Annotated in this window: 25 protein-coding genes; 12 read left to right on the forward strand and 13 right to left on the reverse strand. The window is 63.8% G+C overall.

Features of this window, described 5'->3' with window-relative positions:
* The first annotated feature begins 33 nt into the window (after positions 1-33).
* Positions 34-240 (forward strand): hypothetical protein, encoded by a 207-nt coding sequence (locus tag IB277_RS17765; RefSeq protein WP_034786975.1) that lies wholly within the window; start codon positions 34-36, stop codon positions 238-240.
* Between the two features lie 22 nt (positions 241-262).
* Here the strand turns inward: IB277_RS17765 and IB277_RS17770 are convergent, their stop codons facing one another.
* From IB277_RS17770 to IB277_RS17780, 3 genes are all read right to left on the reverse strand, one after another.
* Entirely contained in the window at positions 263-1,315 is a 1,053-nt protein-coding gene (locus IB277_RS17770) for a nickel/cobalt transporter (protein WP_090297979.1), read from the reverse strand.
* A complete protein-coding gene (locus IB277_RS17775; RefSeq protein WP_034786971.1) occupies positions 1,309-1,953 on the reverse strand; it encodes a DUF1007 family protein in 645 nt (214 codons plus the stop codon). Before IB277_RS17775 ends, IB277_RS17770 begins: the two co-directional genes overlap by 7 nt.
* Positions 1,954-2,054: 101 nt before the next feature.
* Positions 2,055-2,948, reverse strand: coding sequence for a LysR family transcriptional regulator (locus tag IB277_RS17780; protein ID WP_060517532.1), 894 nt, complete (start codon positions 2,946-2,948; stop codon positions 2,055-2,057).
* Positions 2,949-3,643: 695 nt separating this feature from the next.
* Here IB277_RS17780 and odc2 point away from each other — a divergent pair.
* The 3 genes from odc2 to IB277_RS17795 all read left to right on the forward strand — a co-directional run bounded on the left by odc2 (position 3,644) and on the right by IB277_RS17795 (position 6,286).
* On the forward strand, positions 3,644-4,783 hold the full coding sequence (odc2, locus tag IB277_RS17785; RefSeq protein ID WP_218686560.1) for an ornithine/lysine decarboxylase: 1,140 nt from the start codon (positions 3,644-3,646) through the stop codon (positions 4,781-4,783).
* 88 nt (positions 4,784-4,871) lie between these two features.
* Complete coding sequence (locus IB277_RS17790; protein WP_034786966.1) at positions 4,872-5,462, forward strand: GNAT family N-acetyltransferase; 591 nt, start codon at positions 4,872-4,874, stop codon at positions 5,460-5,462.
* A gap of 197 nt (positions 5,463-5,659) precedes the next feature.
* Entirely contained in the window at positions 5,660-6,286 is a 627-nt protein-coding gene (locus IB277_RS17795) for a LysE family translocator (RefSeq protein WP_034786964.1), read from the forward strand.
* Between the two features lie 6 nt (positions 6,287-6,292).
* Here IB277_RS17795 and IB277_RS17800 read toward each other — a convergent pair whose 3' ends face one another.
* The 3 genes from IB277_RS17800 to IB277_RS17810 form a co-directional block, all read right to left on the reverse strand.
* On the reverse strand, positions 6,293-6,700 hold the full coding sequence (locus tag IB277_RS17800) for a VOC family protein (RefSeq protein ID WP_110819344.1): 408 nt from the start codon (positions 6,698-6,700) through the stop codon (positions 6,293-6,295).
* Positions 6,701-6,844: 144 nt separating this feature from the next.
* On the reverse strand, positions 6,845-7,417 hold the full coding sequence (locus IB277_RS17805) for a hypothetical protein (protein ID WP_090297973.1): 573 nt from the start codon (positions 7,415-7,417) through the stop codon (positions 6,845-6,847).
* 1 nt (position 7,418) lies between these two features.
* The gene (locus IB277_RS17810; protein WP_090297970.1) at positions 7,419-8,051 is read right to left on the reverse strand and encodes a LysE family translocator; all 633 of its coding nucleotides are present in this window, start codon (positions 8,049-8,051) and stop codon (positions 7,419-7,421) included.
* A 274-nt stretch (positions 8,052-8,325) separates the two neighbouring features.
* On the opposite strand from IB277_RS17810, the gene IB277_RS17815 reads away from it, so the two are divergent.
* From IB277_RS17815 to IB277_RS17825, 3 genes are all read left to right on the forward strand, one after another.
* Complete coding sequence (locus tag IB277_RS17815) at positions 8,326-8,772, forward strand: glyoxalase superfamily protein (RefSeq protein ID WP_060517538.1); 447 nt, start codon at positions 8,326-8,328, stop codon at positions 8,770-8,772.
* Between the two features lie 310 nt (positions 8,773-9,082).
* The gene (locus IB277_RS17820; RefSeq protein ID WP_090297968.1) at positions 9,083-10,210 is read left to right on the forward strand and encodes a multicopper oxidase domain-containing protein; all 1,128 of its coding nucleotides are present in this window, start codon (positions 9,083-9,085) and stop codon (positions 10,208-10,210) included.
* Positions 10,207-11,391, forward strand: coding sequence for a ZIP family metal transporter (locus IB277_RS17825; protein ID WP_110819345.1), 1,185 nt, complete (start codon positions 10,207-10,209; stop codon positions 11,389-11,391). The genes IB277_RS17820 and IB277_RS17825 overlap by 4 nt, the downstream gene beginning before the upstream one ends.
* Before the next feature lie 17 nt (positions 11,392-11,408).
* On the opposite strand, the gene cysE is transcribed toward IB277_RS17825, so the two are convergent.
* From cysE to IB277_RS17840, 3 genes are read right to left on the reverse strand one after another with little or no spacing between them, the layout of a single operon-like run.
* Positions 11,409-12,236, reverse strand: coding sequence for a serine O-acetyltransferase (gene cysE, locus IB277_RS17830; protein WP_090297965.1), 828 nt, complete (start codon positions 12,234-12,236; stop codon positions 11,409-11,411).
* Positions 12,237-12,246: 10 nt separating this feature from the next.
* Positions 12,247-13,236 carry a WD40 repeat domain-containing protein gene (locus IB277_RS17835; RefSeq protein WP_090297962.1) on the reverse strand — a complete coding sequence of 330 codons (990 nt, stop codon included), beginning with the start codon at positions 13,234-13,236 and terminating at the stop codon, positions 12,247-12,249.
* Positions 13,236-14,351, reverse strand: a complete 1,116-nt coding sequence (locus IB277_RS17840) for a GTP-binding protein (RefSeq protein WP_090297959.1) — start codon at positions 14,349-14,351, stop codon at positions 13,236-13,238. Before IB277_RS17840 ends, IB277_RS17835 begins: the two co-directional genes overlap by 1 nt.
* 187 nt (positions 14,352-14,538) lie before the next feature.
* On the opposite strand from IB277_RS17840, the gene IB277_RS17845 reads away from it, so the two are divergent.
* Positions 14,539-15,630 (forward strand): glycosyltransferase family 1 protein, encoded by a 1,092-nt coding sequence (locus IB277_RS17845; RefSeq protein WP_090297956.1) that lies wholly within the window; start codon positions 14,539-14,541, stop codon positions 15,628-15,630.
* Positions 15,631-15,645: 15 nt separating this feature from the next.
* On the opposite strand, the gene IB277_RS17850 is transcribed toward IB277_RS17845, so the two are convergent.
* From IB277_RS17850 to IB277_RS17860, 3 genes are all read right to left on the reverse strand, one after another.
* Positions 15,646-16,524, reverse strand: a complete 879-nt coding sequence (locus IB277_RS17850) for a glycosyltransferase family 2 protein (protein ID WP_060517551.1) — start codon at positions 16,522-16,524, stop codon at positions 15,646-15,648.
* Between the two features lie 77 nt (positions 16,525-16,601).
* Positions 16,602-17,996: a hypothetical protein gene (locus IB277_RS17855; RefSeq protein ID WP_090297953.1), complete on the reverse strand. Its 1,395-nt coding sequence runs from the start codon at positions 17,994-17,996 to the stop codon at positions 16,602-16,604.
* Positions 17,997-18,075: 79 nt separating this feature from the next.
* On the reverse strand, positions 18,076-18,867 hold the full coding sequence (locus tag IB277_RS17860) for a creatininase family protein (RefSeq protein WP_090297948.1): 792 nt from the start codon (positions 18,865-18,867) through the stop codon (positions 18,076-18,078).
* Positions 18,868-18,980: 113 nt separating this feature from the next.
* On the opposite strand from IB277_RS17860, the gene IB277_RS17865 reads away from it, so the two are divergent.
* The 3 genes from IB277_RS17865 (at position 18,981) to IB277_RS17875 (ending at position 21,662) form a co-directional block, all read left to right on the forward strand.
* Positions 18,981-19,478 (forward strand): MarR family winged helix-turn-helix transcriptional regulator, encoded by a 498-nt coding sequence (locus IB277_RS17865; protein ID WP_034786917.1) that lies wholly within the window; start codon positions 18,981-18,983, stop codon positions 19,476-19,478.
* Between the two features lie 168 nt (positions 19,479-19,646).
* Positions 19,647-20,669 carry a LacI family DNA-binding transcriptional regulator gene (locus IB277_RS17870; protein ID WP_034786913.1) on the forward strand — a complete coding sequence of 341 codons (1,023 nt, stop codon included), beginning with the start codon at positions 19,647-19,649 and terminating at the stop codon, positions 20,667-20,669.
* Positions 20,670-20,696: 27 nt separating this feature from the next.
* Positions 20,697-21,662, forward strand: a complete 966-nt coding sequence (locus tag IB277_RS17875) for a 2-hydroxyacid dehydrogenase (RefSeq protein ID WP_090297945.1) — start codon at positions 20,697-20,699, stop codon at positions 21,660-21,662.
* 42 nt (positions 21,663-21,704) lie between these two features.
* On the opposite strand, the gene IB277_RS17880 is transcribed toward IB277_RS17875, so the two are convergent.
* The gene (locus IB277_RS17880) at positions 21,705-22,463 is read right to left on the reverse strand and encodes a gamma-glutamyl-gamma-aminobutyrate hydrolase family protein (RefSeq protein WP_090298089.1); all 759 of its coding nucleotides are present in this window, start codon (positions 22,461-22,463) and stop codon (positions 21,705-21,707) included.
* A gap of 429 nt (positions 22,464-22,892) precedes the next feature.
* Here IB277_RS17880 and IB277_RS17885 point away from each other — a divergent pair, with 429 nt between their 5' ends.
* Complete coding sequence (locus tag IB277_RS17885) at positions 22,893-25,202, forward strand: bifunctional diguanylate cyclase/phosphodiesterase (protein WP_090297941.1); 2,310 nt, start codon at positions 22,893-22,895, stop codon at positions 25,200-25,202.
* Positions 25,203-25,236 lie beyond the last annotated feature (34 nt).

The following is a 25,236-nucleotide window of genomic DNA, read 5'->3' on the forward strand; positions in this document are numbered from 1 at the left end:
GCTTAAGCCGCAGCAGACAACAACAGGGAAGTCATGCAGAACAAGGAAAAGTCACCGGCGATCGCCGCTGCGATCATTCTCGTCGTCGCCGGTCTCGGCTTCTTCGTTCTGCCGTCGATCATGCTCAAGCTCGGCGATATCTCGCCCTGGCTTGCTGCCGCCTTCGGCGTGATCTTCGTGCTCGGCTTCTTCCTGCTCTTCTGGCTGCGAGCCCGCTACCAGCGCAAGCGCGGGCTCTGACGGCCCGATCAGGCCGCGTGCGTCAGCTCTGCAAAGCCGCGCCGAGCAGCGCCAATCCCAGCAACAGAACCAGGGCAGCGCCGGCGATCTCGATGCCGTTCGAGATCCGGGCAGCCGCCGCGCCGTTTGCCGCATAGCGCAGCGCAACGCCCTTTGCGGTGACGGCCATGGTCGCAAGGATTGAGACGGTGATCGCCGTACCGATCGACATGGCGAAGACCGAAAGCACGCCGCCGAGGTAAAGCCCGTTCAGGAGTGCGAAGGACAGCACGATGAGTGCGCCGGAGCACGGGCGCAGGCCGACGGCGATGACTGCCGACCAAGCTTCGCGGAGCGCAAAACGATCCCCTTTCAGCATCGACGGGTCGGGCGCATGCGCATGGCCACAGCTCGAGCAGACCTCGCCCGGGCCATGGCTGTGCCCGTGGTGATCATGATGGTGGCTATGATGATGATCGTGATGATCATGATGGTGATCGTCCGCGAGCTGGACGTGCCCGCCGCCGGCAACGGAAGCCAAGGCAACCGGACGCAGCATCGACCGTAGCTTGCGCAGGAGAAGCCAGCCGCCGAAGGCGGCGATCAGCGCGTAACTTGCGATCTCCAGCCAGCGCGTGGCGCTGGTCATGCTGATCGAGGTACCGCGCAGGATGAGGTAAACGGCGCCGATCAGGAGGATCGCGACCACGCCCTGCAGCAGCGAGGACAGGAAGGAGAGCAGCACGCCGCGCTTCAGTTCCGTCTCGTTGGCGATCATGTAGGACGAGATCACCGCCTTGCCGTGACCGGGGCCGGCGGCATGCAACACGCCATAGGTGAAGGACAGGCCGACCAGCGACCAGAGCTGCCAGGGGTTCTCACGCATCCCCTTCAGCGCATTGGTCATCAGCCGGTAGAAGCCCTGCTGCTCCATGTTGATCCAGGCGAAGAAGCCGCCGAGAAAACCGGTCGTCTTGAACGCGGGCTCGGCCGTGCCGATGCCGAGGGGCGACTGCGCCGCGGCGATTGTTGCAGAAAGCGCCGTGACGACGAGCGCGGCCGTGACCAGACGTGCGATCCCGCGGGTGTTCAGCATGTGATCTCGATCCTGGTTGCAAACAGCTTCGACATGTCGGTGCCCGTCGGGTCGCTCCAGAAGGCGTCGGTCAAGGTGTCCTTGTTCTCGGCGAGAACTTCGTCGGGATCAGGGCGGACGACCTTGTGCTCACAGGCATTGATCTTGTCGCCGACGACGGTCAGGTCATCGTCGGTGGCGAAGTCCATGGCCGTATACATCGTTGGATCGTAGACGCCGAAGGAGAGCTTGCCCTTGAGCGGCATCGGCTCGGCCGGCTTGACCGCGAACATCATCAGCAATTGCCCGTCCTTGTAGTCGACGGTGATGTGATCCGGCTTGTTGACCTTGATGGTTTTGCCGTTGTCGAGGATCGTCGTGTAATAATTGTACTCGGACAGGGACTCCATCACCGTCTGCCCGACTTCGGCCAATTCATCCGGATCGAGCGTCGCGTTCGAGTTCTTGTCGAAATCGAGCACCACGCTGGAGGAGAACAGTTCGTCGAAGCGCCAGACGTTCCTGAGTTCGCTGATCTCGTCCTTGTCGTCGGAGACGACCTCGAGGCGCGCTTCCGCAAAGATGTGCGGGTGGGCAAAGGCCAGCGACGGGGCAGCCAGGGTGGCAAGGCCGGCCATGACGAGGCGTTTGGTTCTCATGTGGCGGCAATCCTTTCGGCTGGAGCGATCGCTCCGCGATTCGTTTCCGGGAATGTACCGGAAATGGGACGGAATTGGGACTTTGAGGTGCCGGCGCCCGATCACCGTGGCTTGCGAAACCAGGCGTGCAGGAAGTCGACGAGGGTTCTGACCTTGGCCGGGAGGTAGCGGCGATGCGGATAGATCGCATAGATGCCGCGGTCGCGGGGGAGGAAATCGTCGAACAGCGTCACGAGTTCGCCGGTAGCGATTTTCGGGCGGGCGATGAAGTCCGGGATGATCGATACGCCGAGGCCGGAGACGGTGGCTCTGAGGGCTGCAAGCGGGCTGTTGACCTCGATCGGGCCGCTGACGGGCACGGTGAAGGCCGAACCATCGGGCTCGACGAAGCGCCAGTTGGAATAGGAGCGGCCATTGGTATCGAGAATGCAGGGCAGCTTGGAAAGGTCCGTCGGGTGAGCGATGGGGCCAGATTTTTCCAGGAATTCCGGGGCAGCGCAGATCAGCACCTGGAAATCGTCGAGCTTGCGGGCGATCAGCGTCGAATCTTCGAGCCGGGTGATGCGGATGGCGACGTCGAAGCCTTCCTCGACCAGATCGACGAAACGGTCGTCGGAGATAATTTCGAGCGAGAGTTCGGGATGCTGCTTGCCGAAATCGACCAGCGACTGGCCGATGTCGGCATCGACGAAGGTGCGCGGCGCGGTGATGCGCAGCCGTCCCTTCAGGTCGGAGTTGTTGGCGCGCACGAGATCGGCGAGATTGTCGATCTCCTTCAGGATTTCCGACGCGGTGCGATAGTAGGTGTGGCCAGCCTCGGTCAGCGAGAACTGCCGTGTCGTGCGGTTGAGGAGCAGCGCACCGAGTTCATCCTCGAGCTCGCGCACATATTTCGAAAGCAGCGCCTTCGACTTGCCGACACGCCTTGCGGCGGCCGAGAACCCCTCGGCGTCCACGACATCGATAAAGGCGCGGATGCGGGTGAGTGTGTCCATGACGATCTTTCTTTCGTGCTCTCAATCGTGCTTCGCCGATTCGCCGGCGAAGGCCTCTTTCCGCGTCGATAATGCAGACGGCAGATTGTCCGTCGCTTGCGTCATTGCGCCGGGTTCTGCCTTCAGTGCCTGTTCTTATAAATAACAGTCTTCTTTCAATGCTTTAGCGTTGTGGACGATCTGGCGCCAAGCGTTCAAAATTTGTGAACATCGACAGTTTTGCCCGGCTGGAAAAAAATTCAACCGCGGTTGTGAAAAAACTCTTGATTACGACGGGCTTTTTTCTTACCTACGCCCTTGCCCAAAGTCGCACGTGCCTGTGGGTGTCCGCCGACCCTCGATTAGGTGAGGGTATCGGTAAGGTACCTGGAACTAACCCCTCCAGTCGCTATTCCGGCCAACCGGGAAATGCGAGGACATCTTGAAGCAACGACGGTGCGGGCCTTTCTGGTGTCTGCCGGCTTTCCAACAGCCGGGGTTACTGAAGAGGCACACCTTCATTGCCGGAAGTGCGGTTGGGTTATTCCCTCCAATCCATGGCAGACAAAGCCGAATTGAAGCCTAGGCGGGCTTTGATTCACCGTTCGCGCATCGAGCGCATGCATGGTTCCGGGGTCTCCACCGGCTGGTTCCAGAGCATGTGCGCGTATGCCCTTTGTCCTCCGCGAAAGCGGGGCATCTTGGATCAGGGGAATATGGCCATGACCACGGCTCGCATCATCGACTTCATCAACACCCGACGACCGGAAGGCCCGTGCCTTGTTGTCGACCTCGACGTCGTGCGCAACAATTTCAAGGCTTTCCGCCATGCAATGCCGGACAGCTCGATCTATTATGCGGTCAAGGCAAACCCGGCGCCGGAAATCCTGCGCCTGCTCGCCGGTATGGGCTCCTCCTTCGATTGCGCGTCCGTCGCCGAAATCGAAATGGCGCTCGACGCCGGTGCGACCGCGAGCCGCGTCTCCTATGGCAACACCATCAAGAAGGAGCGCGACATTGCCCGCGCCCACGCGCTTGGGGTCAACCTGTTCGCGGTCGACAGCCACGAAGAAGTGGAGAAGGTTGCCCGCGCAGCCCCCGGCGCCCGCGTGTTCTGCCGCGTCCTGACTGATGGTGAAGGCGCCGAATGGCCGCTGTCGCGCAAGTTCGGCTGCGTCCCGCAGATGGCCGTCGACGTGCTCGTCTACGCCCACCAGCATGGCCTCGTTTCCTACGGCGTCTCGTTCCATGTCGGTTCGCAGATGACGAAGCTGGATGCCTGGGATCAGGCCCTTGCCGATGCCAAGCGCGTCTTCGTGCAACTGGCCAAGCAGGGCATCGAGCTCAAGATGGTCAATATGGGCGGTGGCTTCCCGACGAAGTACCTGAAGGACGTGCCGACGGCGGAAGCCTACGGCCAGGCGATCTTCGGCGCGCTGAAGAAGCACTTCGGCAACCACATCCCGGAAACGATCATCGAGCCCGGTCGCGGCATGGTCGGCAACGCCGGCGTGATCAAGGCGGAAGTCGTTCTCGTCTCGAAGAAGTCGGACAACGACGCCCATCGCTGGGTGTTCCTCGACATCGGCAAGTTCGGCGGACTCGCCGAAACCATGGACGAAGCGATCCGCTACCCGATCCGTACGGCGCGCGATGGCGACGAAATGGAGCCTTGCGTGCTCGCCGGCCCGACCTGCGATTCGGCCGACGTGCTCTATGAGAAGAACATGTATCCGCTGCCGATCACCCTTTCGATCGGCGACGAGGTTCTGATCGAAGGTACCGGCGCCTATACGACGACCTACTCGGCCGTCGCCTTCAACGGCTTCGAGCCGCTGAAGGCCTATGTGATCTGATCCGGCCTGCTCCCGTCCTCGGGCGGGAGCGCCACTTCACAATTTTCGTTCGGTCCGCCTGAAGCGGTTTTGATGACGGGAGGCCCCGATGGCCGCTGTTGTTGACGCCCTGCGCGCGTTTTTCGCGCCCACTACATTTGTAATCGATGCGGAGAATCCGGGCGACGTCGTCGCGCGCGAGAACCTGCTCGACCGTGCCATGGGGCCGGAGCGCCGCCGCAAGTCGTCGGAGAAGCTGCGCAGCGGCCGGCTGCCAGCCGAAGGCCTTGCCTTCGTCGCCCGCGATGTCGATGGTCACGTGATCGGCACGGTCCGGCTCTGGAACGTCGAGGCCGGCGTCAGCCGTGAGGGCCATGCCGTGCCGGCGCTGCTGCTCGGTCCGCTCGCAGTCGACCCCGCCCATGAGGGCAAGGGCATCGGCGGCATGCTGATGCGGGCCGCGATCGAAGAGGCCAAGAACCGCGGCCATGGCGCGATCCTGCTCGTCGGTGATGCTGCCTATTACGAGCGCTTCGGCTTCTTTGCCAGCCGCACCCAGCATCTGGTGATGCCAGGGCCGTTCGAACGCGACCGGTTCCTGGCGCTCGAGCTTCGGGACAACTGGCTCGAGGGCACCGCCGGCCTGATCGTCGCCAGCGGCCGCAAGCTCGCCATGCCGCCGGTTCGCCGCGCCGCCTGAGATCTCTTTCCGCCGCCAACCCTGCGGTGGCGGATTTTTCGCTGCTCCCTCGCTGGTCCGATGTGATCGGCGAGGGGGCAGACGCATGACATGCCGGGCGCTCCCTGCTGATGGGTTCGTGATCTTCCTTGACAATGCGGCACCGCTGACCTGTCCTTGCGGCAAGGCCTCGTTGCAGGCGGATGGAAGTCTCGCGCATGGATCCGTTCATTTTCGGGGCAGCGACCCTGCTGCCCTTTCTACTGACATCCTTCATCATCGAACTGACGCCGGGACCGAACATGGCCTACCTCGCCATGGTCGCGGCCTCGGAGGGGCGCAGGCCCGGCATGGCGACCGTCGCCGGCGTGGCGCTCGGCCTGGCCATCGTCGGCCTTGCCGCATCCTTCGGGGTCGCCGAGTTCGTCGGCCAGTCGGACATGCTCTATGGGGCGCTTCGCTGGGCAGGCGTCGGCTTCCTGCTCTATCTCGCCTTCGAGGCCTGGAACGGTGACGGTGAGGAGGCGGGGCCGAGCGGCAAGCCCGCATCCTTCTATTTCCGGCGCGGCCTGATCACAAATCTGCTCAATCCGAAGGCGGCGCTGTTCTTCGTCACCGTGCTTCCGACCTTCGTCGACGATACACGCCCGCTCTTGCCCCAGAACCTGACGCTTGCCGCGCTCTATGTGGGGGTCGCGACCGCGGTTCATGCCGCGATCGTGCTTCTGGCCGGGGCGTTGGAACCGGTCCTCAACTCGCCGGCACGCGAACGGTTGGTGCGGCGTGTGCTCGCGCTGATGCTTGCGGCCGTGGCGATCTGGTTCGGCTGGTCGACGCGCCGTTAAGGCGGGTCAGGACGAGCTCTCGACCTCGCGGGCGTCGTAGCAGACGAAGGCCAGCTTGTTGCCGTCGGGATCACGCACATAGGCAGCGTAGAAGCCATCGCCATATTGCGGACGGAAGCCTGGTTTTCCCTCTTCGCTGCCGCCGCGCGCCATGGCGGTCTCGAACAGCCGGTCGATGACCTCCGCGCTTTCCACCAGGAAGGCGGTCATCGCACCGTTGCCGATCGAGGCGGCTTTCCCGTCGAAGGGGTGGCAGGCAAAGAAACGCGGCGCCTTGTCATCATCCTTTCGACCCCAGGAGGAAACCTGCTCGTCGCAGTAGCAGCGCTCCTGGCCGATCAGCGCCATCACCGGATCGTAGAAGCGCTCTGCGCGCCTCAGGTCCGCCGTTCCGACCATGGTGTAGCCGATCATGCCTGTCTCCTCGCCTTGCCTGATGGGGGTGGTCCGTTTCGGTGGCAAGTCGTCTCACACCTGCTTTAGGCACGCAACAGCGGCGATCGGGATTGGAAGGAATGACCGATCGTGTCCGCGTCACCGCCCGCTTTTTCACGCGGGCTATTCGCCGTCGAGATAGGCGCGCCCGCGGCCGGACAGGCGATAGCCGACATCGAGGCTTTCGGTGAGGCCGAGCTCCTTCAATTTGCGGATGCGCGCCTTGAGCTTCAGTTTCTCCATGCCGATGGCGGCGCTCAGCTCCGCCGCGGTCGTCCCGTCACGGACGGCGATCAGCTGCAGTACCGGACGCGTCCAGCCCATGCCGGCGCTGTCGTCGAAGCGCGCGAGCTTGCGGTCGATTTCTGCCCGTCCTTCACCGTCGAGGTCAGCCGCTTCCCGCAGGGCGATGCGTGGATCGTCGCCGGCACGGTGGAAGGCGATGCGATAGCAGCGCCCTTCCGGGCGAGCGGCCAGCTCCTTCAAGAGAGCGCCGAGATCGACAAAGCCAGCTTTGCGGGCATCGCTGTCGGTAATCGCGCCTTCGTCGATCTCGTCGACGGCATCGATGGCGAGAACACCGACTGAGGTGCGCAAACTACCGCCGGCCTTGACCGTCGGCTTGGTCCAACGCCGGAAGGCCAAGGTCACGTCGCGGCTGGCGATGCCAGCGAGCACGTTTTGGCGAAACAGCATTTCAGGCGGTGGCGCGGCGATAGAGGGCGAGCGAGCCGGCGAGCGCCAGCAAGGCGCCGCCGCAGAGGCGGTCGAGCCAGACGGCGCCGGAACGCTTGAGGAAAGCTGCAGCCTTCGCGCCGAGCAGCGCATAGCCGAACATCACGGTGAAATCGACGGCTGCGAAGACGAGCGCAAGCATGGCGTATTGCGACGCCTGTGGTGCCGCCGGATCGATGAACTGCGGCAAGAAGGCGGTGAAGAACAGATAACCCTTGGGATTGGTGACAGCGACCAGGAAGCTTTTGAGGAAAATCGCGGCAGAGGAAACGGGAGCCGCGCCGCCGGCTTCGTTTGCCACCTGGATCGTCCCTTTCGACCGCAGCAGCATGATGCCGAGAAAGGCCAGATAGCCCGCGCCCAGCCATTTGACGACGGTAAACCAGAATTCGGAGGCCGCCAGCAGCGCGCCGAGGCCAAGCGCGACCGCGCCGATCAGCACGAAATCGGAGAGGACGGCGCCGACCATGCCGGCGATTGCGCGCCGCACCCCGTAGCGCGATCCGTTGGTGAGTGCGAGGAGGACCGTCGGGCCCGGTGTCGCGATGCCGATGAAGGCAACCAGCGCGAATGCGAGTATCGTCATTTCGGTCATGAGTTCCTCCCTCGTCGTCTCCTTCAGTCGTCCCACAGCTTTTGCGCGTGCGCAATCGTCTTTCGCGGGGTCGCAGCCGCATTTCCGGGCCTGGTTTGACAGTCGAGGCGGCATCCCCTATGGAAGCGGCAGGGTGAAGGTCCCTGCCGTCCGCGAGCGTCATGCTTTGGTGAAGTCCTTCTTTTGAGACACGGTCAGCCGAAACGGCATGCGAACCGGTGGCAATGCGGGCTCCCATCTTCAAGGAATGCATGCCGCTGCAGGAGACCTTCTCATGACGCGCGGATCAATCCCGCTTCCCTCGCTCGACGCCCTGAAAGACCAGGCCAAGCGTCTGCGCATCCGCCTCGCATCCGAAGGCGAAACCATCGGCCATTCCCGCTCGCTCGAACTGATCGCCGCCCAGTACGGCTATCGCGACTGGAACACGCTGCATGCCGCCGCCGGCAACCGGCCGCCCTTCAATCCCTGGATGCTCGGGTCCCGCGTGAAGGGGCGCTATCTCGGCCAGGCCTTCGAAGGCGAGATCCTGGGCGTCCAGGCGATCGCGGCGCAGCCGGGACGCTATCGTCTGACGATGAAATTCGACCAGCCGGTCGACGTCGTCACCTTCGAGAGCTTCTCGGCCTTGCGCCAGCGGGTTACCGCGACGGTGGACGAGAGCGGCCGCACGATCGAAAAAACCTCCAACGGGATCCCGCAACTCGAACTTGAATGGTGAGGCGCGAGCACCGCCTGCCGAGGCCCTGCGGACATGTTCGTTTCCGGTCCGGCGCCGAAGTTCAACCCAACGTCCCCGAGGCCGGCGCCTTCCGGGGACGTTTTGGTTTCCGGGATGATGACGGGCGCGCCGTGCTGAGCGCGCGGTCCTGCCGGCCCCTTCGGACATCACGCTTCCCAAGTCAGTTGCGAATGGGATGCATTTGCACTATTGATGTTGTTGCAAATGATTTGCAGAAGCAGGTGGATCGTTGCTGGCCCCAGTCAGGCGCGGTGCGGTGCGTGTTACCCAATGAGGGAGAGGGGCGAATATGGACAAGCCGACAAGACCGGACCTGCTGCGAAGGCGCAGTCTGCTGATGGGCGGGCTGGCGGCAGCGGGCGGAACGGCGATCTGCACCAGCGCCGCCTTGGGTCAACAACAGGCGAGCCATGTCGGTCATGCCGCGCCATCGGGAGCGGCGGGACAGGAGCCGATGCCCGCCATGGGGCATGGCGCGATGATGACGGTCGGCGAGGTCGATAGCGCCGTCAACGGCTTCGACCCGACGGAGATGCTCACAGATTGGGACACGGGTACGGTTTCGACGCTGCCGGACGGACGGACGCTGCGCACCTTCGAGATGACGGCGGAGGACCGCGAGATCGAAATCGCACCCGGCATCAAATTTCCCGCCTGGACCTATAACGGCCGCGTGCCGGGGCCGGCGCTGCGGGCCAAAGAAGGCGAGCGGCTGCGGATCGTCTTTCGCAACTATGCTTCGCATCCGCACTCGATCCATTTCCACGGTATTCACGCGGCGCGCATGGACGGCGTTCCTGGGGCCGGCATGGTCGATCCGGGTGACGAATTTATCTATGAGTTCGATGCCAAGCCCTTCGGCTGCCATCTCTACCACTGCCATGCGATGCCGTTGCGCCGGCACATCCACAAGGGCATGTACGGCGCCTTCGTGATCGATCCCGACCCGGAGCGCCGGCCGGAGCATGTGGAGGTCGCCCGCTCCCGGCTGCTCGGCACACCAGAGAACGCCGGCTGGCAGGAACTGGTGATGGTGATGAACGCCTTCGACACCAACTTCGATGCCGAGAATGAATTCTATGCGGTCAACACCGTCGCGCACGCCTTCATGAAACGGCCGATCCGGATCGTGAAGGGCAAGCCGGTGCGCATCTATCTCATCAACGTCATCGAGTTCGACCCGATCAACTCCTTCCACCTGCACGCCAATTTCTTCGACTATTACGACCAGGGCACGACGTTGACGCCGACCTTGAAAACCGTCGATCTCATTACCCAGTGCCAGGCGCAGCGCGGCATCCTCGAATTCACCTTCGCTGAGCACGAACCCGGCCTCTACATGTTCCACCCGCACCAGACCGAGTTCACTGAGCTCGGTTGGGTCGGCATGTTCGACGTGGTGGAGGCGCTCGCATGAACGAGATGCCAAGAGCTGCCATTCGCGCGGCAAAGACCAACCTGGTGTGGCTGGCGTTGCCTCTTATCGTCTTTGGCATCTCCGTTGCCTGGCTCGTATCAACCGATCCGTTGTCGGGCTTTCGCAACGGTGCGCCGCCGGTCGAAAACCTCACCTTCGAAAGAACCGTTCTCGACGATAGTGGTCTCAGTCTGCTTGTTCGCGCCGGCGGATCGGAACCGATGACGGTGGCGCAGGTCCAGGTGGACGACGCCTATTGGCAATTCGCCCAGGACCCGCCGGGGCCGATCGCACGCGGTGGGGCCGCATGGCTGAAACTGCCATTTCCCTGGATGCTCGGTGAGGCGCATGCAGTGAAGGTGGTGACCAACACCGGCGCCACCTTTGCGCATGACATTGCGGTTGCCGTGCCGACGCCCCAGGCGACGACGGGCCAATTGCGGCTGCAAGCCCTGGTCGGCATCATCGTCGGCATCGTGCCCGTGGCCGTCGGGCTGATGTTCTATCCGGTGCTGCGTGGTGTTGGGCGCGAGGGCATGGCCTTTCTGCTGTCGCTGACGATCGGCCTGCTCGGCTTCCTGCTGGTCGATGCGAGTGGCGAGGCGCTCGAGCTTGCCGGCGAAGCCGCGGCGATCTTCCAGGGGCCAGTCATGGTGGTGCTGGCGGCTTTAAGCAGCTTCCTTCTGCTGATGGCAATCGGCCGGCGAAGTGGTGCGCCGACCGGGCTGGCGCTCTCCACCTACATCGCGCTCGGCATCGGCCTGCACAATCTTGGCGAGGGGCTGGCGATCGGGGCCGCCTTTGCGGCCGGCTCGGCCGGGCTCGGCACCTTCCTCGTGCTCGGCTTTGCGCTCCACAATGTCACAGAAGGCATTGGCATCGCCGCGCCGATCCTGAAGAAGAGGCCGCCGTTCTCGGTCTTCGTCAGTTTGACGCTGCTGGCGGGCAGCCCGGCCGTCATCGGCATGTGGCTCGGGAGCCTTGCCGCCTCGGCGCAATGGTCCGCCTTGGCGCTGGCGATCGGGGCGGGCGCGATCCTGCAGGTGATCGTCGAAGTGGGCGCCTATCTGATGCGCCAGAGCGAGCGCCGGAGCGACGTGTTCCTGACGCCGCCGGTTTTGGCCGGCCTCGCAGCCGGTGCGGCATTCATGTATGCCACCGCGGCGCTGGTGAAGATCTGACAGGCAACAGGATGGGATCAGACGATCGTCTGGTCCATCTCCGCTGCCGGAATTTCATCGACGCGATGGATGCGCACGACGGTTGCCGGCACGCCCGCGACGGTGGTGCGCGGCGGAACGGTCTTGAGGACGACACTGCCGGCGGCGACCTTGCTATAGGCGCCGACCTCGATATTGCCGAGGATCTTGGCGCCGGCGCCGAGCATCACGCCGCGGCCGATCTTCGGGTGGCGGTCTCCGGTCTCCTTGCCGGTACCGCCGAGCGTGACGTTCTGGAGGATCGAGACCTGATCTTCGATGACCGAGGTTTCTCCGATGACGATGCCGGAGCCATGGTCGAGCATGACAGCCTTGCCGATGCAGGCGGCCGGATGAATGTCAGGTCCGAAGACGAGCGAGGCGAGGTTCGAAAGCCAGCTCGCGACTTCACGTCGGCCATCGACCCAGAGCTGGTGAGCAGCGCGGTAGGTCTGCAGTGCCTGAAAGCCCTTGAGGTTCACCAGCACATGCTTGAGGCCCGGGCAGGCCGGGTCACGCTCTTTCACCGCCTGAAGATCGGCTTCGGTCGCCAGCAGGATCTGAGGGTTTGCCTTGAAGACGTCGGTGAGCAGCTGCGCAAGCGAGCGTTCGTCGACGCGCGCGACGGCCAAGCCGGCTGCGAGCACGCCGGCCAGCAATTCGGCATCCGATCCGGCATCGATGATCGGCATCAGGGTGGGCGCCATGACCGGTTCACGTGCGGCAAGCGCGCGCGCTTCCGCCCGGATCAGGCTCCAGACCGCGCCATCAGCGAGCGGTGCCGCAAGCGAGCCTTCGTACCGTAGCGTCTCAATCAATGCGGTCATGCGCCACCGTTTATCCCGCGATATCGACGACGCCGCAGTCGCCCTCGGCCGAGCCGAAGGCCAGCTGCCGGCCATCCTTGTTCCACGCCATGGCGGTGATTGCGCCCTTGCCGGGACGGCGCAGCAGCACTTCCTTGCTGTCGGCAAAGCGTGCGCCGAGGATCATGCCGTCCTGATAGCCGATGGCGACGATATCTTCGGCCGGATGGCAGCAGACGGAGGTCACCATGATGTCGGCGCGGGTGCCGAGTTCGAGCGGCGCCTTGCCCATCGGGCCGTCCTTGCCCTGGAAGGGCCATACGATGGCAGCCGGCGCGCCCGAGGATGCGAGCCACTTGCCCTTGGCCGACCAGGAAAAGGACTTCACCTTGGCCGGATAGCCGGTCATGCGCATGTGGCGCGCTTCGGCGCCGGGCTTGGCGTCGAGCTTCCAGCCGTGCAGCGCGTTTTCCTGCATCGTGGTGACGAGGAAGCGGCCGTCGGGCGAGAAGGTGACGCCGGTGTGGGCGCCCTTCCATTCGAGGTCGATCGGCTGGCCCGATGTGCCGACCCAATGCAACGACACGCCGTTGTAGCGCGCTGCGGCGACGCGAAGGCCTTTCGGCGCGAAGGCGAGGCCTTCGACGGTGCGTTGCTCGGCGAATTCCTTCGTCGTGCCGTCGGCAAGCTTCACGTGCGTGGTCTTGCCATAGGCATAGCCAACGGCACCTTGCGGGCCGGCGGCAACCTGGGCGATCCACTTGCGCGGCGCTTCGGCGACCAGCGCCGTGGTACCGTCGGCGGCCGTGCGCATGACCTTGCCATCTTCGCCGCCGGTCAGCAGCGTATCGTTGGCTTCGTCGACCACGAGCGATAGCAGGCCTTCGTGGACCTCCGTCGTCTTGTGGCCGAGGTCGAGGCGGTGGATGGCGCCGGTGGCTTCGGCGAAGAAGGGGACGCCTTTGAGAAAGGACACGCCGACGACGTGACCTTCGAGATCGAGGGGAGCGACAGTCGGCATCAGTTCGGCTGCGCCTCGCAGGCCTTGAAGGTGCGCTCGAGCTTTTCGCGGTCGAGGTCACGGCCGATGAAGACGAGGCGGCTTTCGCGCTTTTCGCCTTCCTTCCACGCACGCTGGTGATCGCCCTCGATGATCATGTGCACGCCCTGAACGACGTAACGCTCGGCGTCGCCAGCAAAGGCGATGATGCCCTTCAGGCGCAGGATGTTCGGGCCGTCCGTCTGGGTGATCTTCTGGATCCAGGGGAAGAAGCGATCCGGGTTCATCTCGCCGCCGCGCAGCGAGATCGACTGCACCGTCACGTCGTGGATCGGCGAGGGGGCATCGTGGTGGTGATGATGGTCGTGATCGTGGTCATGATCATGATGATGGTGGTCGTGATCATGATCATGGTGGTGATGGTGATGATCGTGGCCGCAATCCGGACCGCAGGTGTGATCGTGTTCGTGATCGTCCTGGTCGAGGAAGTGCGGATCGTTTTCCAGCGCCTTTTCGAGATTGAAGGCGCCCTGGTCGAGGACCTTGGCGAGATCGATCTCGGAGCGCTGGGTGCGATAGATGCGGGCCGACGGATTGATGACGCGCACGGTCGCCTCGATGCGCTCCAGTTCCTCGGGCGTGACGAGGTCGGTCTTGTTGAGCAGCACGACATCGGCGAAGGCGATCTGGTCTTCGGCCTCGCGGCTGTCCTTCAGCCGGAGCGGCAGGTGCTTGGCGTCGACCAGCGCGACGACGGCGTCAAGCTCGGTCTTGGCGCGCACGTCGTCGTCCATGAAGAAGGTCTGGGCGACCGGGACCGGGTCGGCAAGGCCCGTGGTCTCGACGATGATCGCATCGAAGCGGCCGGGGCGGCGCATCAGGCCTTCCACCACGCGGATCAGGTCGCCGCGCACGGTGCAGCAGACGCAGCCGTTGTTCATCTCGTAGATTTCCTCGTCGGATTCCACGATCAGGTCGTTGTCGATGCCGATCTCGCCGAACTCGTTGACGATGACCGCGTATTTGCGGCCATGGTTCTCGCTGAGGATGCGGTTCAAAAGCGTCGTCTTGCCGGCGCCGAGATAGCCGGTGAGCACGGTGACGGGGATCGGCTTCTGCGGGGATGTTTCGGTCATGGGAACCTCTGGGATTTCCGGATGCGGGAGCAGGCATCCTAGTCGCGTCTCATATAGGAGATGCGGCGGCGATGCGCAAATGGCGCAGGCGATTTTGCCGGTCGGGCGGCGTTGATCGCTGCGATCCCGATAACCCTCCTTTCATCAAGATCGGCGAGAGTGCGGGGCACATCGAAGGGGTGCGCACGTGAAGACGATTTCCATCAACGGCCGGTTCCTGACCCAGCCGCTTACGGGCGTGCAGCGCTTCGCCCGCGAGATGACCCGGGCGCTCGATCAGCGCATCGCTTCGGGTGCGGTGCCGCATGCGCTGAAGGGCGTGCGCTGGCGGCTCCTTGCTCCCGGCAAGGCTGTCGACGATCTCGGCCTCAAGGCGATTTCGGTGGAGCGCTTCGGCTCCGGCCCGGGCCATCTATGGGAGCAGGGGCCACTCTTCTGGCGGTCACGCCGCGACACGCTCATCGGCTTCGGCGGCAGCGGTCCGGTGCTGCATGGCGACCAGGCGGTAGTGATCCACGATGTCACGCTCTTTCGCCATCCCGCCTCGTTCGGGCGCGGATACCGGCTGTTCCACGGAACGCTCGGCTATCTTCTCACGCGGAGGGCCAAGATCGGCACGGTCTCGAACTTCTCGCGCAAGGAACTAGCCGACGTCTTCCGCGTGCCTTCGGCCGGTATCGATGTGATCTACAATGCGACCGATCACTTCGCCGGCCTTCAGCCGGACGACGGTGTCATCGCGCGGCTCGGGCTGACCGATACGCCCTTCTTCCTTCTGGTCGGCACGCTGAAACCCAACAAGAATGTCGAGTTTGCCGTGCGCGCCTTCGAGGCCTTGGGTGCCGGTGACCACAAGCTGGTCGTGGTGGGCGGCACCGATCCGTCGGTTTTTCGCGATATCGCGCCGACGTCGAAGGGCAACCTGATCTTTCCGGGGCGCCTGACCGACGCGGAGATCGCCGGGCTGCAGCGCCACGCCGTCGCCTTCGTCTTTCCGAGCCTCTACGAAGGTTTCGGCATCCCGCCGCTGGAGGCGATGACGCAAGGCTGCCCGGTGCTGGCCGCCGACATCCCGCCGGTGCGCGAGGCCTGCGGCGACGCGGTTCGCTATTTCGATCCGTTGAAGGCGGAAACGCTGGTCGAGGCAATGCGGATGATTTCGGCCGACGCGACTTTGCGTCGTGAGTTGACGCATGCCGGTTACGACAATGCCAAGCGCTTTTCCTGGGATGGAAGCGCGGTGGTGCTGCTCAACATGCTGGCTGCCAGCCGGGCTTGATGGCTGCGGAGGGCGTTAGAGGTCGAGCACGCGCATCGGGTCCAACCGTCCGCGCAGCATATCCAAGACGGCGATGACGTTGCCCTTCAGCCGACCGCGGCGGTCGACGAGGCCTTGCGACCTGACGCTGCCGAGGATGTTGGCAGCGACGTTGCCCCCCATCAGACGCAGCGCCCATTTGAGGCCGACCGTGCCCTTGTTGCGCAGATAGAGCGGATTGGCGACCTGCGAGTAGCCGAAACGCAAACCCGAGGTGCGGCCGCGCTTGTTGCCGAGATGGACGCCGCGCAATCTCGGCGACTTGACGATGCGCCCGCGTGACGCAAGTCGCCGGCAGAAATCGACGTCCTCCTGCCAGCCGTAGAGCGGCAGGCGCTCGTCGAAGCGGGTGTGCTCGACGGCGATCGCCGCAACACGGAAGGCCATGTTGCAGCCGTAGGCATTGAAGGCGGGTGTGATTTGATCCTCGGGCGCGGGACCGGCGTCGCCATCGAGGATCGCCTTCGCATCGGCCACCGAAATGCCGGGTCCGTGAATGCCGTCTGCCAGAACCAGGCCGGTTGCAACGACGATATCCGCCTCGCGCGCAAACAATCGCTCGGACTCTGCGAGAAAGTCGTGGTGTGGCAGGAAGTCGTCGTCGAAGAAGACGATTAGGTCGGCGGTCGTCGCGTGGTCGAGGATCGCATTGCGCTGCGCGCTCGAGCCTTTGCTGCCCTTAACGACGCGGACGTCGACTGCGAGGGCACTGAGGCGGTTTTCGTCGATGTCCTCGGGCGCGCTCGGGCAGACCAGGATGGAGTCCGGCAAGCGGGTCTGCCGCGTCAGATGCAGCAGGGTCTCCGAAAGGACTTCGCGGCGGCCTGCGGTCGCTATGCCGACGACGATGTTCATGGCGGACTCTCCGAACGTTTCGGCGGCGATCTAACCGGAAATTCGTGCAGTTTTTCTTAGCGCAATTGTTTCCAGCCCTATGGGGCCGGAGCCCGCATCATCAGCCGCAATTGGTTGAGTGCGAGCAGGCACAGGACGCCGCCCCCGAGGATGCCGGCGCCGATCGCGAGATAGCTGGTTTCGCCGGCGAGCGCGAAGGCGAAACCAGCCGTGGCGAGCCCTGCGGCGGCAAGAAGCACCGGCGACCAGGGGAGGTCGAAGGGAAGCACCGCCATCAGGCGCAGACCGAAGGCGGTCGCAAGGACCGCGCCGATCGCACCACCGGTCGCAAGCGCCGTATCGCTCGGGCCTGCGACAACCAGTGCCGCGAGCGCCCCGAGGTTCAGCAGCAGGCAGTCGATGACGGCGAGCAGAAGGATCAGCGCAAGACGCTGCTTCAGGTGCAGCGGCGTCGGCAACATGATCTGCGTCAGCGTGCGGGCAAGCGAAATGAGGATGATCGCGGGCGCCGTGGCGAGGAACCCCTGCTGCAGGTCCGGGCTGATGACGACCCACGTGACCGGCAGGAGCACTGCAAAGATGCCGGCCGCCATCATCAGCGCGAAGCTGGCAAGCAGGGCATAGTATTGCCCGAGCGTCCGGGCGAGGTCCGCGCGGTTGTCGGTCCGGTCGTGGGCGGCGACGATTTCGGGGTACTGGATCGCCTGAAGCGCCGAAACGATGAGCACGAAGGGCCGCTGCAAAAGGTCGAGCGCCAACAGCGCGCCGGCGGCACCCGTCGCTCCGAGAACGGACGTCAGCAGCGTCTTGAGGGCGAGCGGCGCGAACATGGCGGCCGTTGCAGCGCCGGCCGAAACGCTGCCATAGACGAGGTGCTTGCGGAAGCGCGCAGTCTCCAGTGCAACGGTCGGTCGCGCTGCCGGGCTGCGGGAAAGAACCGAGGCGAGCAGGCCGTAGGCAGCGTAGCCGGCCAGAAGCCCCGTGACCGTTGAGAGGAAGGTGGGCGAGGCCAATGCCCCGGCGAGCGTGCCGACTGCCAGAATTGTGGCGCGTGATCCCTGCAACACGGAAAAGGCGCGAAAGTCCTGACGAAACCGCAGCATCGTCAGATGCAGGTCGCTGCCCCCTTGCGCGATCGACACCAGACCGCCGACAAGGGCGACGACCGCCGGCACGCCGAAGAACACGGCTATCGAGGCTGCGGCCAGGCAGAGTGCTGCGCAGACCGTCGCTTCAACGAGGATCGTGCGCCGCTCAGCCGCCTCGCTGTCAGCGTCCGGCCCCGGATAGAAGCGGGTGCAGGCGAAGCGCACCCATTCGAAAGCGGCGATCGCTGCGAATTGGCAGATCGAGATGAACAACGAATAGCTGGCGTAGTCCGCAGGCGCCAGCCAATGGGCGACGATGATCAGCAGGCCGAAGGCGATGACGGCCTGATAAAAATAGGCGCCGAGCGCTATGATCTTCGCCATGGGTTCTCTGCTCTTCCAACGGACGTCCTTGATAGCGCAAAACCGCAAAGAAAGTGTTTGCCGGGCGTCGGTTCACGCGTCAGGCGAGTTCAGACGGGTCGAAATCCCTGACGTCTTCGAGCAGTTCGACAAGGCCTTTGACGGCATAGGCAAGCAGCGCCTCGCCGCGCGCAGCCGTTGCGGCTGACGCGTTGCCGGCAACGCCATCGGCGTTGAGGTCGCGCATCTTCCAGCCGAAGGCATGCGGGCCGTAGGCACGCAGATGCTTGAAGCGACCGGCAAAGTCGCGCTGACGCGAGGGGAAATCGGACGCTTTTGTCGTGTCCACCTTGTCGGGATGCAGCGCCAGCATCACCGAAGTCTCGATATCGCCGCCGTGAATGTCGAAGGCCTTGTCTTCTGGCGCGATCCAGCCGTCCGGCTGGCCGAAGCGGGTCCAGCTGGTCGCGACCGCCAGCATGTTCAAGCGCACGCGCGCTTCGGTCGCGACGATCGTCATCAACGGCGAATTGCCGCCGTGGGCGTTCAGCATCACGAGCTTGCGAATACCAAGGCCATGGAGATCCCCGGCGATGCCGAGCCAGCGCTCGACCGCCTCGCTGTAGCCAAGCGTGCGGCTGCCGGCGACATCCATGTGCTCGATCGAGTAGCCGACCGGCTCGACCGGCAGGAAGGTTACAGGCAGATCGGCGGGAAGCGCGGCGATGGTGCGCGAGACGATGCCTTCAGCAATCAGCGTGTCGGTTTCGAAGGGCAGGTGAGGTCCGTGCTGCTCATGCGCGCCGAGCGGCAGCACCGCGATCCAGTCGCGGCGGGCGTCAGGCGGAAGGTCGGCCGGATTGTCCTGCCATCGCGGCTCGGGCATCGACATTTCTCTTCGATCCTCCACGTCAATTGTCGTAAAATTGTTATTTGAGTCATACAGTTCGTAATCGCAAGCTGTATTGTTATAAGTGTTCGAGACGGGATTCGGCAGGAGGTCCAATGGGCAAGAAGAACAAGGCCGAAAAGAAGGGCAAGAACGGCAAGAAGAAGGACGAGCTCCTGATCGAGCCTCACGATCTTGCCGCCGTCCTTGTCCAGGCTGCGCGGTCGATGCGCACCGTGCTCTCCCGCAATCTGCTCGAAAGCGGCCTCTATGCCGGACAGGATGGCGTCATGCTGGCGCTGGCCGAGACCGACGGTCTGACGGCCGGCGGGCTCGCGGTCAAGCTCGGCGTCAAGGCGCCGACCATGACCCGCACCATCGGCCGCATGGAAGCGCAGGGCTTTCTCGAGCGGCGTCCGGACGACGATGATGCACGGCTCACCAAGGTCTATCTCACTGAGCCCGGCCGCAACCGGCTGCAGACGATCGCCGAGGCCGGTCAGCATTCTGAAAAGCTCGCGACCCGTGGTCTGACCGACAAGCAGGTTCGCACGCTGATGAAGCTGCTGCGCGCCGTTGACAGCAATCTCCAGGCTGCGCGCGCGGCCGATTGAACCTGATTTGCCGCATATTGCCGCGGCGATTTAAACAGTTTAAATAGGGATTTAAATTTATGGCACGCGTGCCGTCTCAAAGGCGCGCGAAGGATGTCGAACGGCTTGACGCACCGCTCCTGGCTGGGGTTCGTGCGGATGGGGCGAAACAGGCTTACAGGGGGCATCGTGGCGCAAAAGGTCAAGCTTTCGACGATCGCGGAAACACTCGGTCTTTCGACGGCGACGGTATCCCTGGCCCTGCGTGACAGCCCGCTGGTGGCGACCGTCACCCGCGACAAGATCAAGGAACAGGCGCGCGCGCTCGGCTATATCTACAACCGCCGCGCCGCCAGTCTCAGGACATCACGATCGGGCATCATCGGCGTCGTCGTGCACGACATCATGAACCCGTTCTACGGGGAAATCCTGAAGGCGATCGAGGCCGAACTCGACCGCGACAAGCAGACCTTCATTCTTTCCAATCACTACGATTCCGTCGACAAGCAGCGCGATTTTATCGAGACGCTGCTGCAGCTCGGCGGTGACGGCGTCATCATGTCGCCGGCGATCGGCACGCCGCTGGAGGACATCCAGCTCGCCGAGGACAACGGCATGCCGGCGATCCTGATCGCCCGCTCGATCGAGGGCGTGGACGTGCCGATCTTCCGCGGCGACGACGCCTACGGCATCTCGCTTGCCGCCAACCACCTGATCGGCCTTGGCCACCGCTGCATCGCCATGGTCGGCGGCACGGACGAGACCTCCACCGGACGCGACCGCTACCAGGGCTACGTCAACGCGCTGCGCAAGGCCAACATCGAGGTCGATCCGGAACTGCGCATTCCCGGGCCCCGCACGAAGCAGGGCGGCTTCGAGGCCGCAGTGCACCTGCTTTCGCTGCCGCAGAAGCCGACCGCGGTCGTCTGTTGGAACGACCTCGTGGCGATCGGCATGATGAACGGCATCGCGCGCGCCGGTCTCGTGCCAGGCGTCGACATCTCCGTGACCGGCTACGACGACCTGGAAGAGGCGTCGATCGCGACGCCGGCGCTCACCACCGTCTGGAATGGGCAGGCCGATGTCGGCCGCAGTGCTGCCCGCGCACTACTCGACAAGCTCTCCGGCAGCCATGAGCCGGATGGAATTCACCTGATCAAGCCGGAGATGCGCATCCGGCAGTCGACCGGCCCCTTGCGGGTCATCGCCTGAGGTCCATCACCCGCAAGGAAAATTGCCATGTCTGCCTGCATTCGCGTTCTCGTGCCCGGAAAAATCAATCCGCGGGTGATCGATCGTCTGGCGGAACGGTTCGAAGTGGTGCGGATCGAAGGTGCCGATGCGACGCTGGTGACGCCGCAGATGCAGGACGTCAAGGCGATCGCCGTTTCCGGGCGCGTGCCGGCTGCACTGATGGACGCCCTGCCGCAGCTTGAGATCATCGCCAATTTCGGCGTCGGCTACGACGGGGTGGAGGTCGGGCATGCCGCGGCCAAGGGAATTGCCGTCAGCAACACGCCCGACGTCCTGACGGAAGAAGTGGCCGATACCGCGGTCGGGCTGCTGCTCAACACGCTCCGTCAATTGCCGCAGGCGGAGCAATGGCTGCGCCAAGGTCGCTGGAGCCGCGAGGGCGCCTTCCCGCTATCGCCGCTGTCGCTGCGGGGTCGAAGCGTCGGTCTTTACGGTCTCGGGCGCATCGGTCTTGCGATTGCCAAGCGGCTCGAAGCCTTCGGCGTATCGATCGCCTATCATACGCGCAGCCCGCGCGAAGGCCTTGTCTATGCCTACCATTCGACGCTGACGGGGCTCGCAGCTGCGGTCGATACGCTTGTTGTCATCGTACCCGGCACCGAGGCGACGCGGCGGACGGTCAATGCCGAGGTGCTTGCCGCGCTTGGCGGCAATGGGGTGCTGATCAATGTCGGACGCGGCTCGACGGTCGACGAACAGGCCTTGATCGCGGCGCTTCAGGCGGGCGTGATCGCCGGTGCCGGTCTCGATGTCTTCGAGAACGAGCCGCAGGTGCCGGAGGCGCTTGTGGCGCTGCCGAATGTTTCGCTCCTGCCGCACGTGGCCTCTGCCTCGGTGGTGACGCGCAACGCCATGGCCGACCTCGTCGCCGACAACGTCGTGGCGTGGTTCTCGACCGGCAAAGCGCTGACGCCCGTGCCGGAAACACCGTTCACGCGACGCGCGGACTAAGGCCCGACGTCGACGCGCCAGGCGCAAGGTCAAACAGATAGCTCAGGCGGCCAGACGAGCGGCGGCGTAGGTTCTGACCGCATCGCCGAACGCCTTGAACAGGCTCGCGGACGGCGTGTCCGTGCGCACCCAATATTCCGGATGCCATTGCACGCCGACGGCAAAGGCCTTGGAGCCGATCACCGAGACGGCCTCGATCGTGCCGTCGTCGGCAACCGCTTCGACCGCAAGACGGGGCGCGGCAGCGCCGATCGCCTGGCGATGGAGCGAGTTGACGCGGATGCGGCCGGCGCCGAGCACCGGCGCGAGGCAGCTTCCTTCCTTGACGATCACGTCCTGGCGGATGCCGTAGGCGACGTCGAGTTCCTTCACGTCGGGCTTGCGGTGATCCCAGATGCCCGGCAGGTCCTGAATTTCGGATGCGAGCGTGCCGCCGAGCGCGACGTTGAGTTCCTGAATGCCGCGACAGATGGCGAGAAGCGGCACGCCGCGCTCCAGCGCGCGGGTGATGAGCGGCAGGCTGGTCGCGTCGCGGCCGGGATCGAAGGGGCCGTCGCTCTCCTTGGCCTCGGCTCCATAGAGCGAGGGATGGACGTTCGAGCGGGCGCCACTTGCCAGCACGCCGTCGACCCGGTCGAGGATCTCGTCGATGTCGTTGCCGGTCTCGAGTGCCGGGATGAGGAAGGGCATGACGCCGGCGCCTTCGACGGCGGCGCGGACATATTGATGGGCAACGACATGCCAGACATTGCCGTCGAATTCGCGGAAATCGCACGGGATGGCAACGACAGGTTTCGACATCATCAGGCTCCGTTGGATGCTTGAGAAAAGCCTTGCCTTCAGTTGCAGATGAAAGTCAACTGAGAAGGTGGTGAGCGCGATCGTCGCGCCGATCCCGGGCAGCGAGACAGGAGGAGCGATCCGAAACGGCAGGAAATCGCAGGTATTTCTTCAAGAACGAGTAACCATCACAGGCGCAAGTTTGGGATCATCTACGGGCGTCGCAGAATTGTCGAAGTTGCGATCAAGCCGTTTCATTGTGTGAATGCCTATGTTTGGTTGTAGAAACCGAGTATTGTCCCGTGCGGTTCGCACTACTGAGTTGAACTCTTGGGCGATGCCGGCGAAGACCCGTGGTTTTGCTGGGATTCGGTACATTTTTCGGGGCGTTAGACGAAATCTTTCGTTAAGTGATCACCCCTAACAATCCGGTAAACCGGAGCTTGGTTCATGATGCGACTTGGACAGAGCGCTCTTCCGACTGACGTGTATCTGTCATCCGTGAGCTCGCTCTACGAACATCGCAAAACGCTGGTGATCGGCATGCTGTCGCATGTCGTGACGTTCCTGCTCGTCTATCTGAAAACCAGTGATCCGCTCTATCTCGCCTGCTCCGGTGTGATCTTCGTCCTCTGGGCGCTGCGCAATCTCGACATGGCGCGGTTCGACCGGCAGGATTTCTCCAATGCTGATCGGGCGATGGTCCGCAAGTGGGAGAACCGCTACATCGTCGGCGGCGTCAGCGTCACGCTCACCTGCGGTATTGCCTGTGGCTACGCCATCGCCATCAGCCAGGACTCCTTTTCCGAGCTCGCCACCATTTCGGTGACGCTTGCGTCGATGATTTCGCTCGTCGGTCGCAATTACGGCTCCGAGCGGGCCGTGCTCCTCTTGTCTTCCTCGGCCTGCCTGCCGATCGTCATCGGCCTGATCACGCTGCAGGACGTGTTCATGCTGGCGCTTGCCGTGCTGATCCTGCCCTTCATCCTGTCCACCTGGATGATGGCCAACAATGTGCGCGCCTTCCTCTATGAAAACGTGATGGCAGCGCGCGAGATCGCCACGATCGCCGGCCAGTTCGACACGGCGCTCAACAACATGACGCATGGGCTGTTCATGCTTGATGCCGATGGCCGGGTGGTCGTCGCCAACGAGCGGGCCTGCGAACTGCTGGCCCTCGGCGACCGCACCGAACTCAAGGGCTGGCTGCTCGATGATGTGATCCGGCGCGGCGCCCGGCGCATGCGGCTCGATCCGGACAAGACCAAGGCCATTTCGCGCCAGCTCGACCTTCTGCTCAAGGGCAAGCGGCCGCAGGTGCTGATCCCCGTCAGCGAAGAGCTGCATCTGGAATTTTCGGCGAGCCGCCGCGATAACGGCGACACGGTGCTGATTTTTGAAGACGTGACCGCGCGCGTCCAGGCGGAAAAGCAGATCCTGCATATGGTGCGGTTCGACAAGCTGACGCAGCTGCCGAGCCGCGACTATTTCGGGGAGCTGGTGCAGGCGACGGTGAGCGCGGACGACACGGCCGAACGGTTGGTCGGGTTGATGGTTCTCGACGTAACGGAATTCAAGCACGTCAATGACATGCGCGGCCATATCGTCGGCGACAGACTGCTTCATGCGATTGCCGGCCGGCTAAGGGTGCTTGCCGGTGACGATGCGATCGTCGCGCGGCTGATGGGCGACGAGTTCGTCGTGTTCATTCCCGATGGCAGTGACGCTATTGCACTCGAAGAGCGGATGCGCGGACTTCATGCCGATCTGCGCGACACTTACGAAGCCGGCGGCTTCACCTTCAGCATGACGATGAGCGCTGGCATCGTCATCGCTTCGAGCCTCGACCTCAAGCTCGAGGACTTGCAGATCAAGGCGGATCTTGCGCTTTCGGAAACAAAGCTGCGCAACCGCGGCGGCTGCACGGCCTTCGAGGCCGAGATGGATGCGCGCTACGTCGATCGCCAGAAGCTGAAGGCGGACCTGCGCGAGGCGATCAACGCCCGCTGCCTGACGCTCTCCTACCAGCCGATGTTCGCCCCGAACGGCGGGCGCGTGGAGTGCTGCGAGGCGTTGGCGCGGTGGACCCATCCGGAACGCGGGCCGGTGCCGCCGAACGTATTCATCCAGCTTGCCGAAGAGCTCGGGCTGGTCACGGAAATCACCCGCTTTGTTCTCGATCAGGCGTGCCGGGACTGCATGAACTGGCCGGGCGACGTATCGGTGTCGGTCAACCTGTCGGTGCTCGACCTTCGCAGCAGCGAAATCGTGGTCATGGTCACGGACGCACTTCGCGGAACCGGTCTCGATGCCGCGCGGCTGCATCTGGAAGTGACGGAAAGCTGCCTGATGGACGAGCCGCTGAAGGTGCAGGCGATCCTGCGCGAACTGCGCGGACTGGGCATCACCATCGCCATCGACGATTTCGGCACCGGCTACTCGAGCCTCAGCTATCTCGATGCCCTGCCGGTCGACATCATCAAGATCGACCGTTCCTTCGTGCGCAACATCCGCGAGGATTCTCGGCGCTTCAAGCTTCTGCGCGGGACCGCCAACCTTGCCCGCGCGCTCGGCCTGCGCATCGTCGTCGAAGGTGTCGAGACGGCGGACCAGCTACAACTTATCAACGAGCACAATTGTGCCGATCTGATACAGGGCTTCGTCTTTGCCGCGCCCATGCCGGCTTCGGCCATTGCTACGCTTTGCAAGAATGGTGTGCCAAAACGAGGCACAAAAACCACCAGCAAGCGCATCGCCTAACCCCTGAAATCTTCTTAAAACTGTCCTGTTTTGC

Origin of the sequence: Ensifer sp. ENS07, assembly GCF_014852185.1 — a bacterium.
Taxonomy (GTDB): Bacteria; Pseudomonadota; Alphaproteobacteria; order Rhizobiales; family Rhizobiaceae; genus Ensifer; species Ensifer adhaerens.

Bases quoted from the DNA above. Each gene is read 5' to 3' on its own strand.
- IB277_RS17765 (WP_034786975.1), top strand. From the start codon at position 34: ATGCAGAACAAGGAAAAGTCACCGGCGATCGCCGCTGCGATCATTCTC.
- IB277_RS17770 (WP_090297979.1), bottom strand. From the start codon at position 1,315: ATGCTGAACACCCGCGGGATCGCACGTCTGGTCACGGCCGCGCTCGTC.
- IB277_RS17775 (WP_034786971.1), bottom strand. From the start codon at position 1,953: ATGAGAACCAAACGCCTCGTCATGGCCGGCCTTGCCACCCTGGCTGCC.
- IB277_RS17780 (WP_060517532.1), bottom strand. From the start codon at position 2,948: ATGGACACACTCACCCGCATCCGCGCCTTTATCGATGTCGTGGACGCC.
- odc2 (WP_218686560.1), top strand. From the start codon at position 3,644: ATGGCCATGACCACGGCTCGCATCATCGACTTCATCAACACCCGACGA.
- IB277_RS17790 (WP_034786966.1), top strand. From the start codon at position 4,872: ATGGCCGCTGTTGTTGACGCCCTGCGCGCGTTTTTCGCGCCCACTACA.
- IB277_RS17795 (WP_034786964.1), top strand. From the start codon at position 5,660: ATGGATCCGTTCATTTTCGGGGCAGCGACCCTGCTGCCCTTTCTACTG.
- IB277_RS17800 (WP_110819344.1), bottom strand. From the start codon at position 6,700: ATGATCGGCTACACCATGGTCGGAACGGCGGACCTGAGGCGCGCAGAG.
- IB277_RS17805 (WP_090297973.1), bottom strand. From the start codon at position 7,417: ATGCTGTTTCGCCAAAACGTGCTCGCTGGCATCGCCAGCCGCGACGTG.
- IB277_RS17810 (WP_090297970.1), bottom strand. From the start codon at position 8,051: ATGACCGAAATGACGATACTCGCATTCGCGCTGGTTGCCTTCATCGGC.
- IB277_RS17815 (WP_060517538.1), top strand. From the start codon at position 8,326: ATGACGCGCGGATCAATCCCGCTTCCCTCGCTCGACGCCCTGAAAGAC.
- IB277_RS17820 (WP_090297968.1), top strand. From the start codon at position 9,083: ATGGACAAGCCGACAAGACCGGACCTGCTGCGAAGGCGCAGTCTGCTG.
- IB277_RS17825 (WP_110819345.1), top strand. From the start codon at position 10,207: ATGAACGAGATGCCAAGAGCTGCCATTCGCGCGGCAAAGACCAACCTG.
- cysE (WP_090297965.1), bottom strand. From the start codon at position 12,236: ATGACCGCATTGATTGAGACGCTACGGTACGAAGGCTCGCTTGCGGCA.
- IB277_RS17835 (WP_090297962.1), bottom strand. From the start codon at position 13,236: ATGCCGACTGTCGCTCCCCTCGATCTCGAAGGTCACGTCGTCGGCGTG.
- IB277_RS17840 (WP_090297959.1), bottom strand. From the start codon at position 14,351: ATGACCGAAACATCCCCGCAGAAGCCGATCCCCGTCACCGTGCTCACC.
- IB277_RS17850 (WP_060517551.1), bottom strand. From the start codon at position 16,524: ATGAACATCGTCGTCGGCATAGCGACCGCAGGCCGCCGCGAAGTCCTT.
- IB277_RS17855 (WP_090297953.1), bottom strand. From the start codon at position 17,996: ATGGCGAAGATCATAGCGCTCGGCGCCTATTTTTATCAGGCCGTCATC.
- IB277_RS17860 (WP_090297948.1), bottom strand. From the start codon at position 18,867: ATGTCGATGCCCGAGCCGCGATGGCAGGACAATCCGGCCGACCTTCCG.
- IB277_RS17865 (WP_034786917.1), top strand. From the start codon at position 18,981: ATGGGCAAGAAGAACAAGGCCGAAAAGAAGGGCAAGAACGGCAAGAAG.
- IB277_RS17875 (WP_090297945.1), top strand. From the start codon at position 20,697: ATGTCTGCCTGCATTCGCGTTCTCGTGCCCGGAAAAATCAATCCGCGG.
- IB277_RS17880 (WP_090298089.1), bottom strand. From the start codon at position 22,463: ATGTCGAAACCTGTCGTTGCCATCCCGTGCGATTTCCGCGAATTCGAC.
- IB277_RS17885 (WP_090297941.1), top strand. From the start codon at position 22,893: ATGATGCGACTTGGACAGAGCGCTCTTCCGACTGACGTGTATCTGTCA.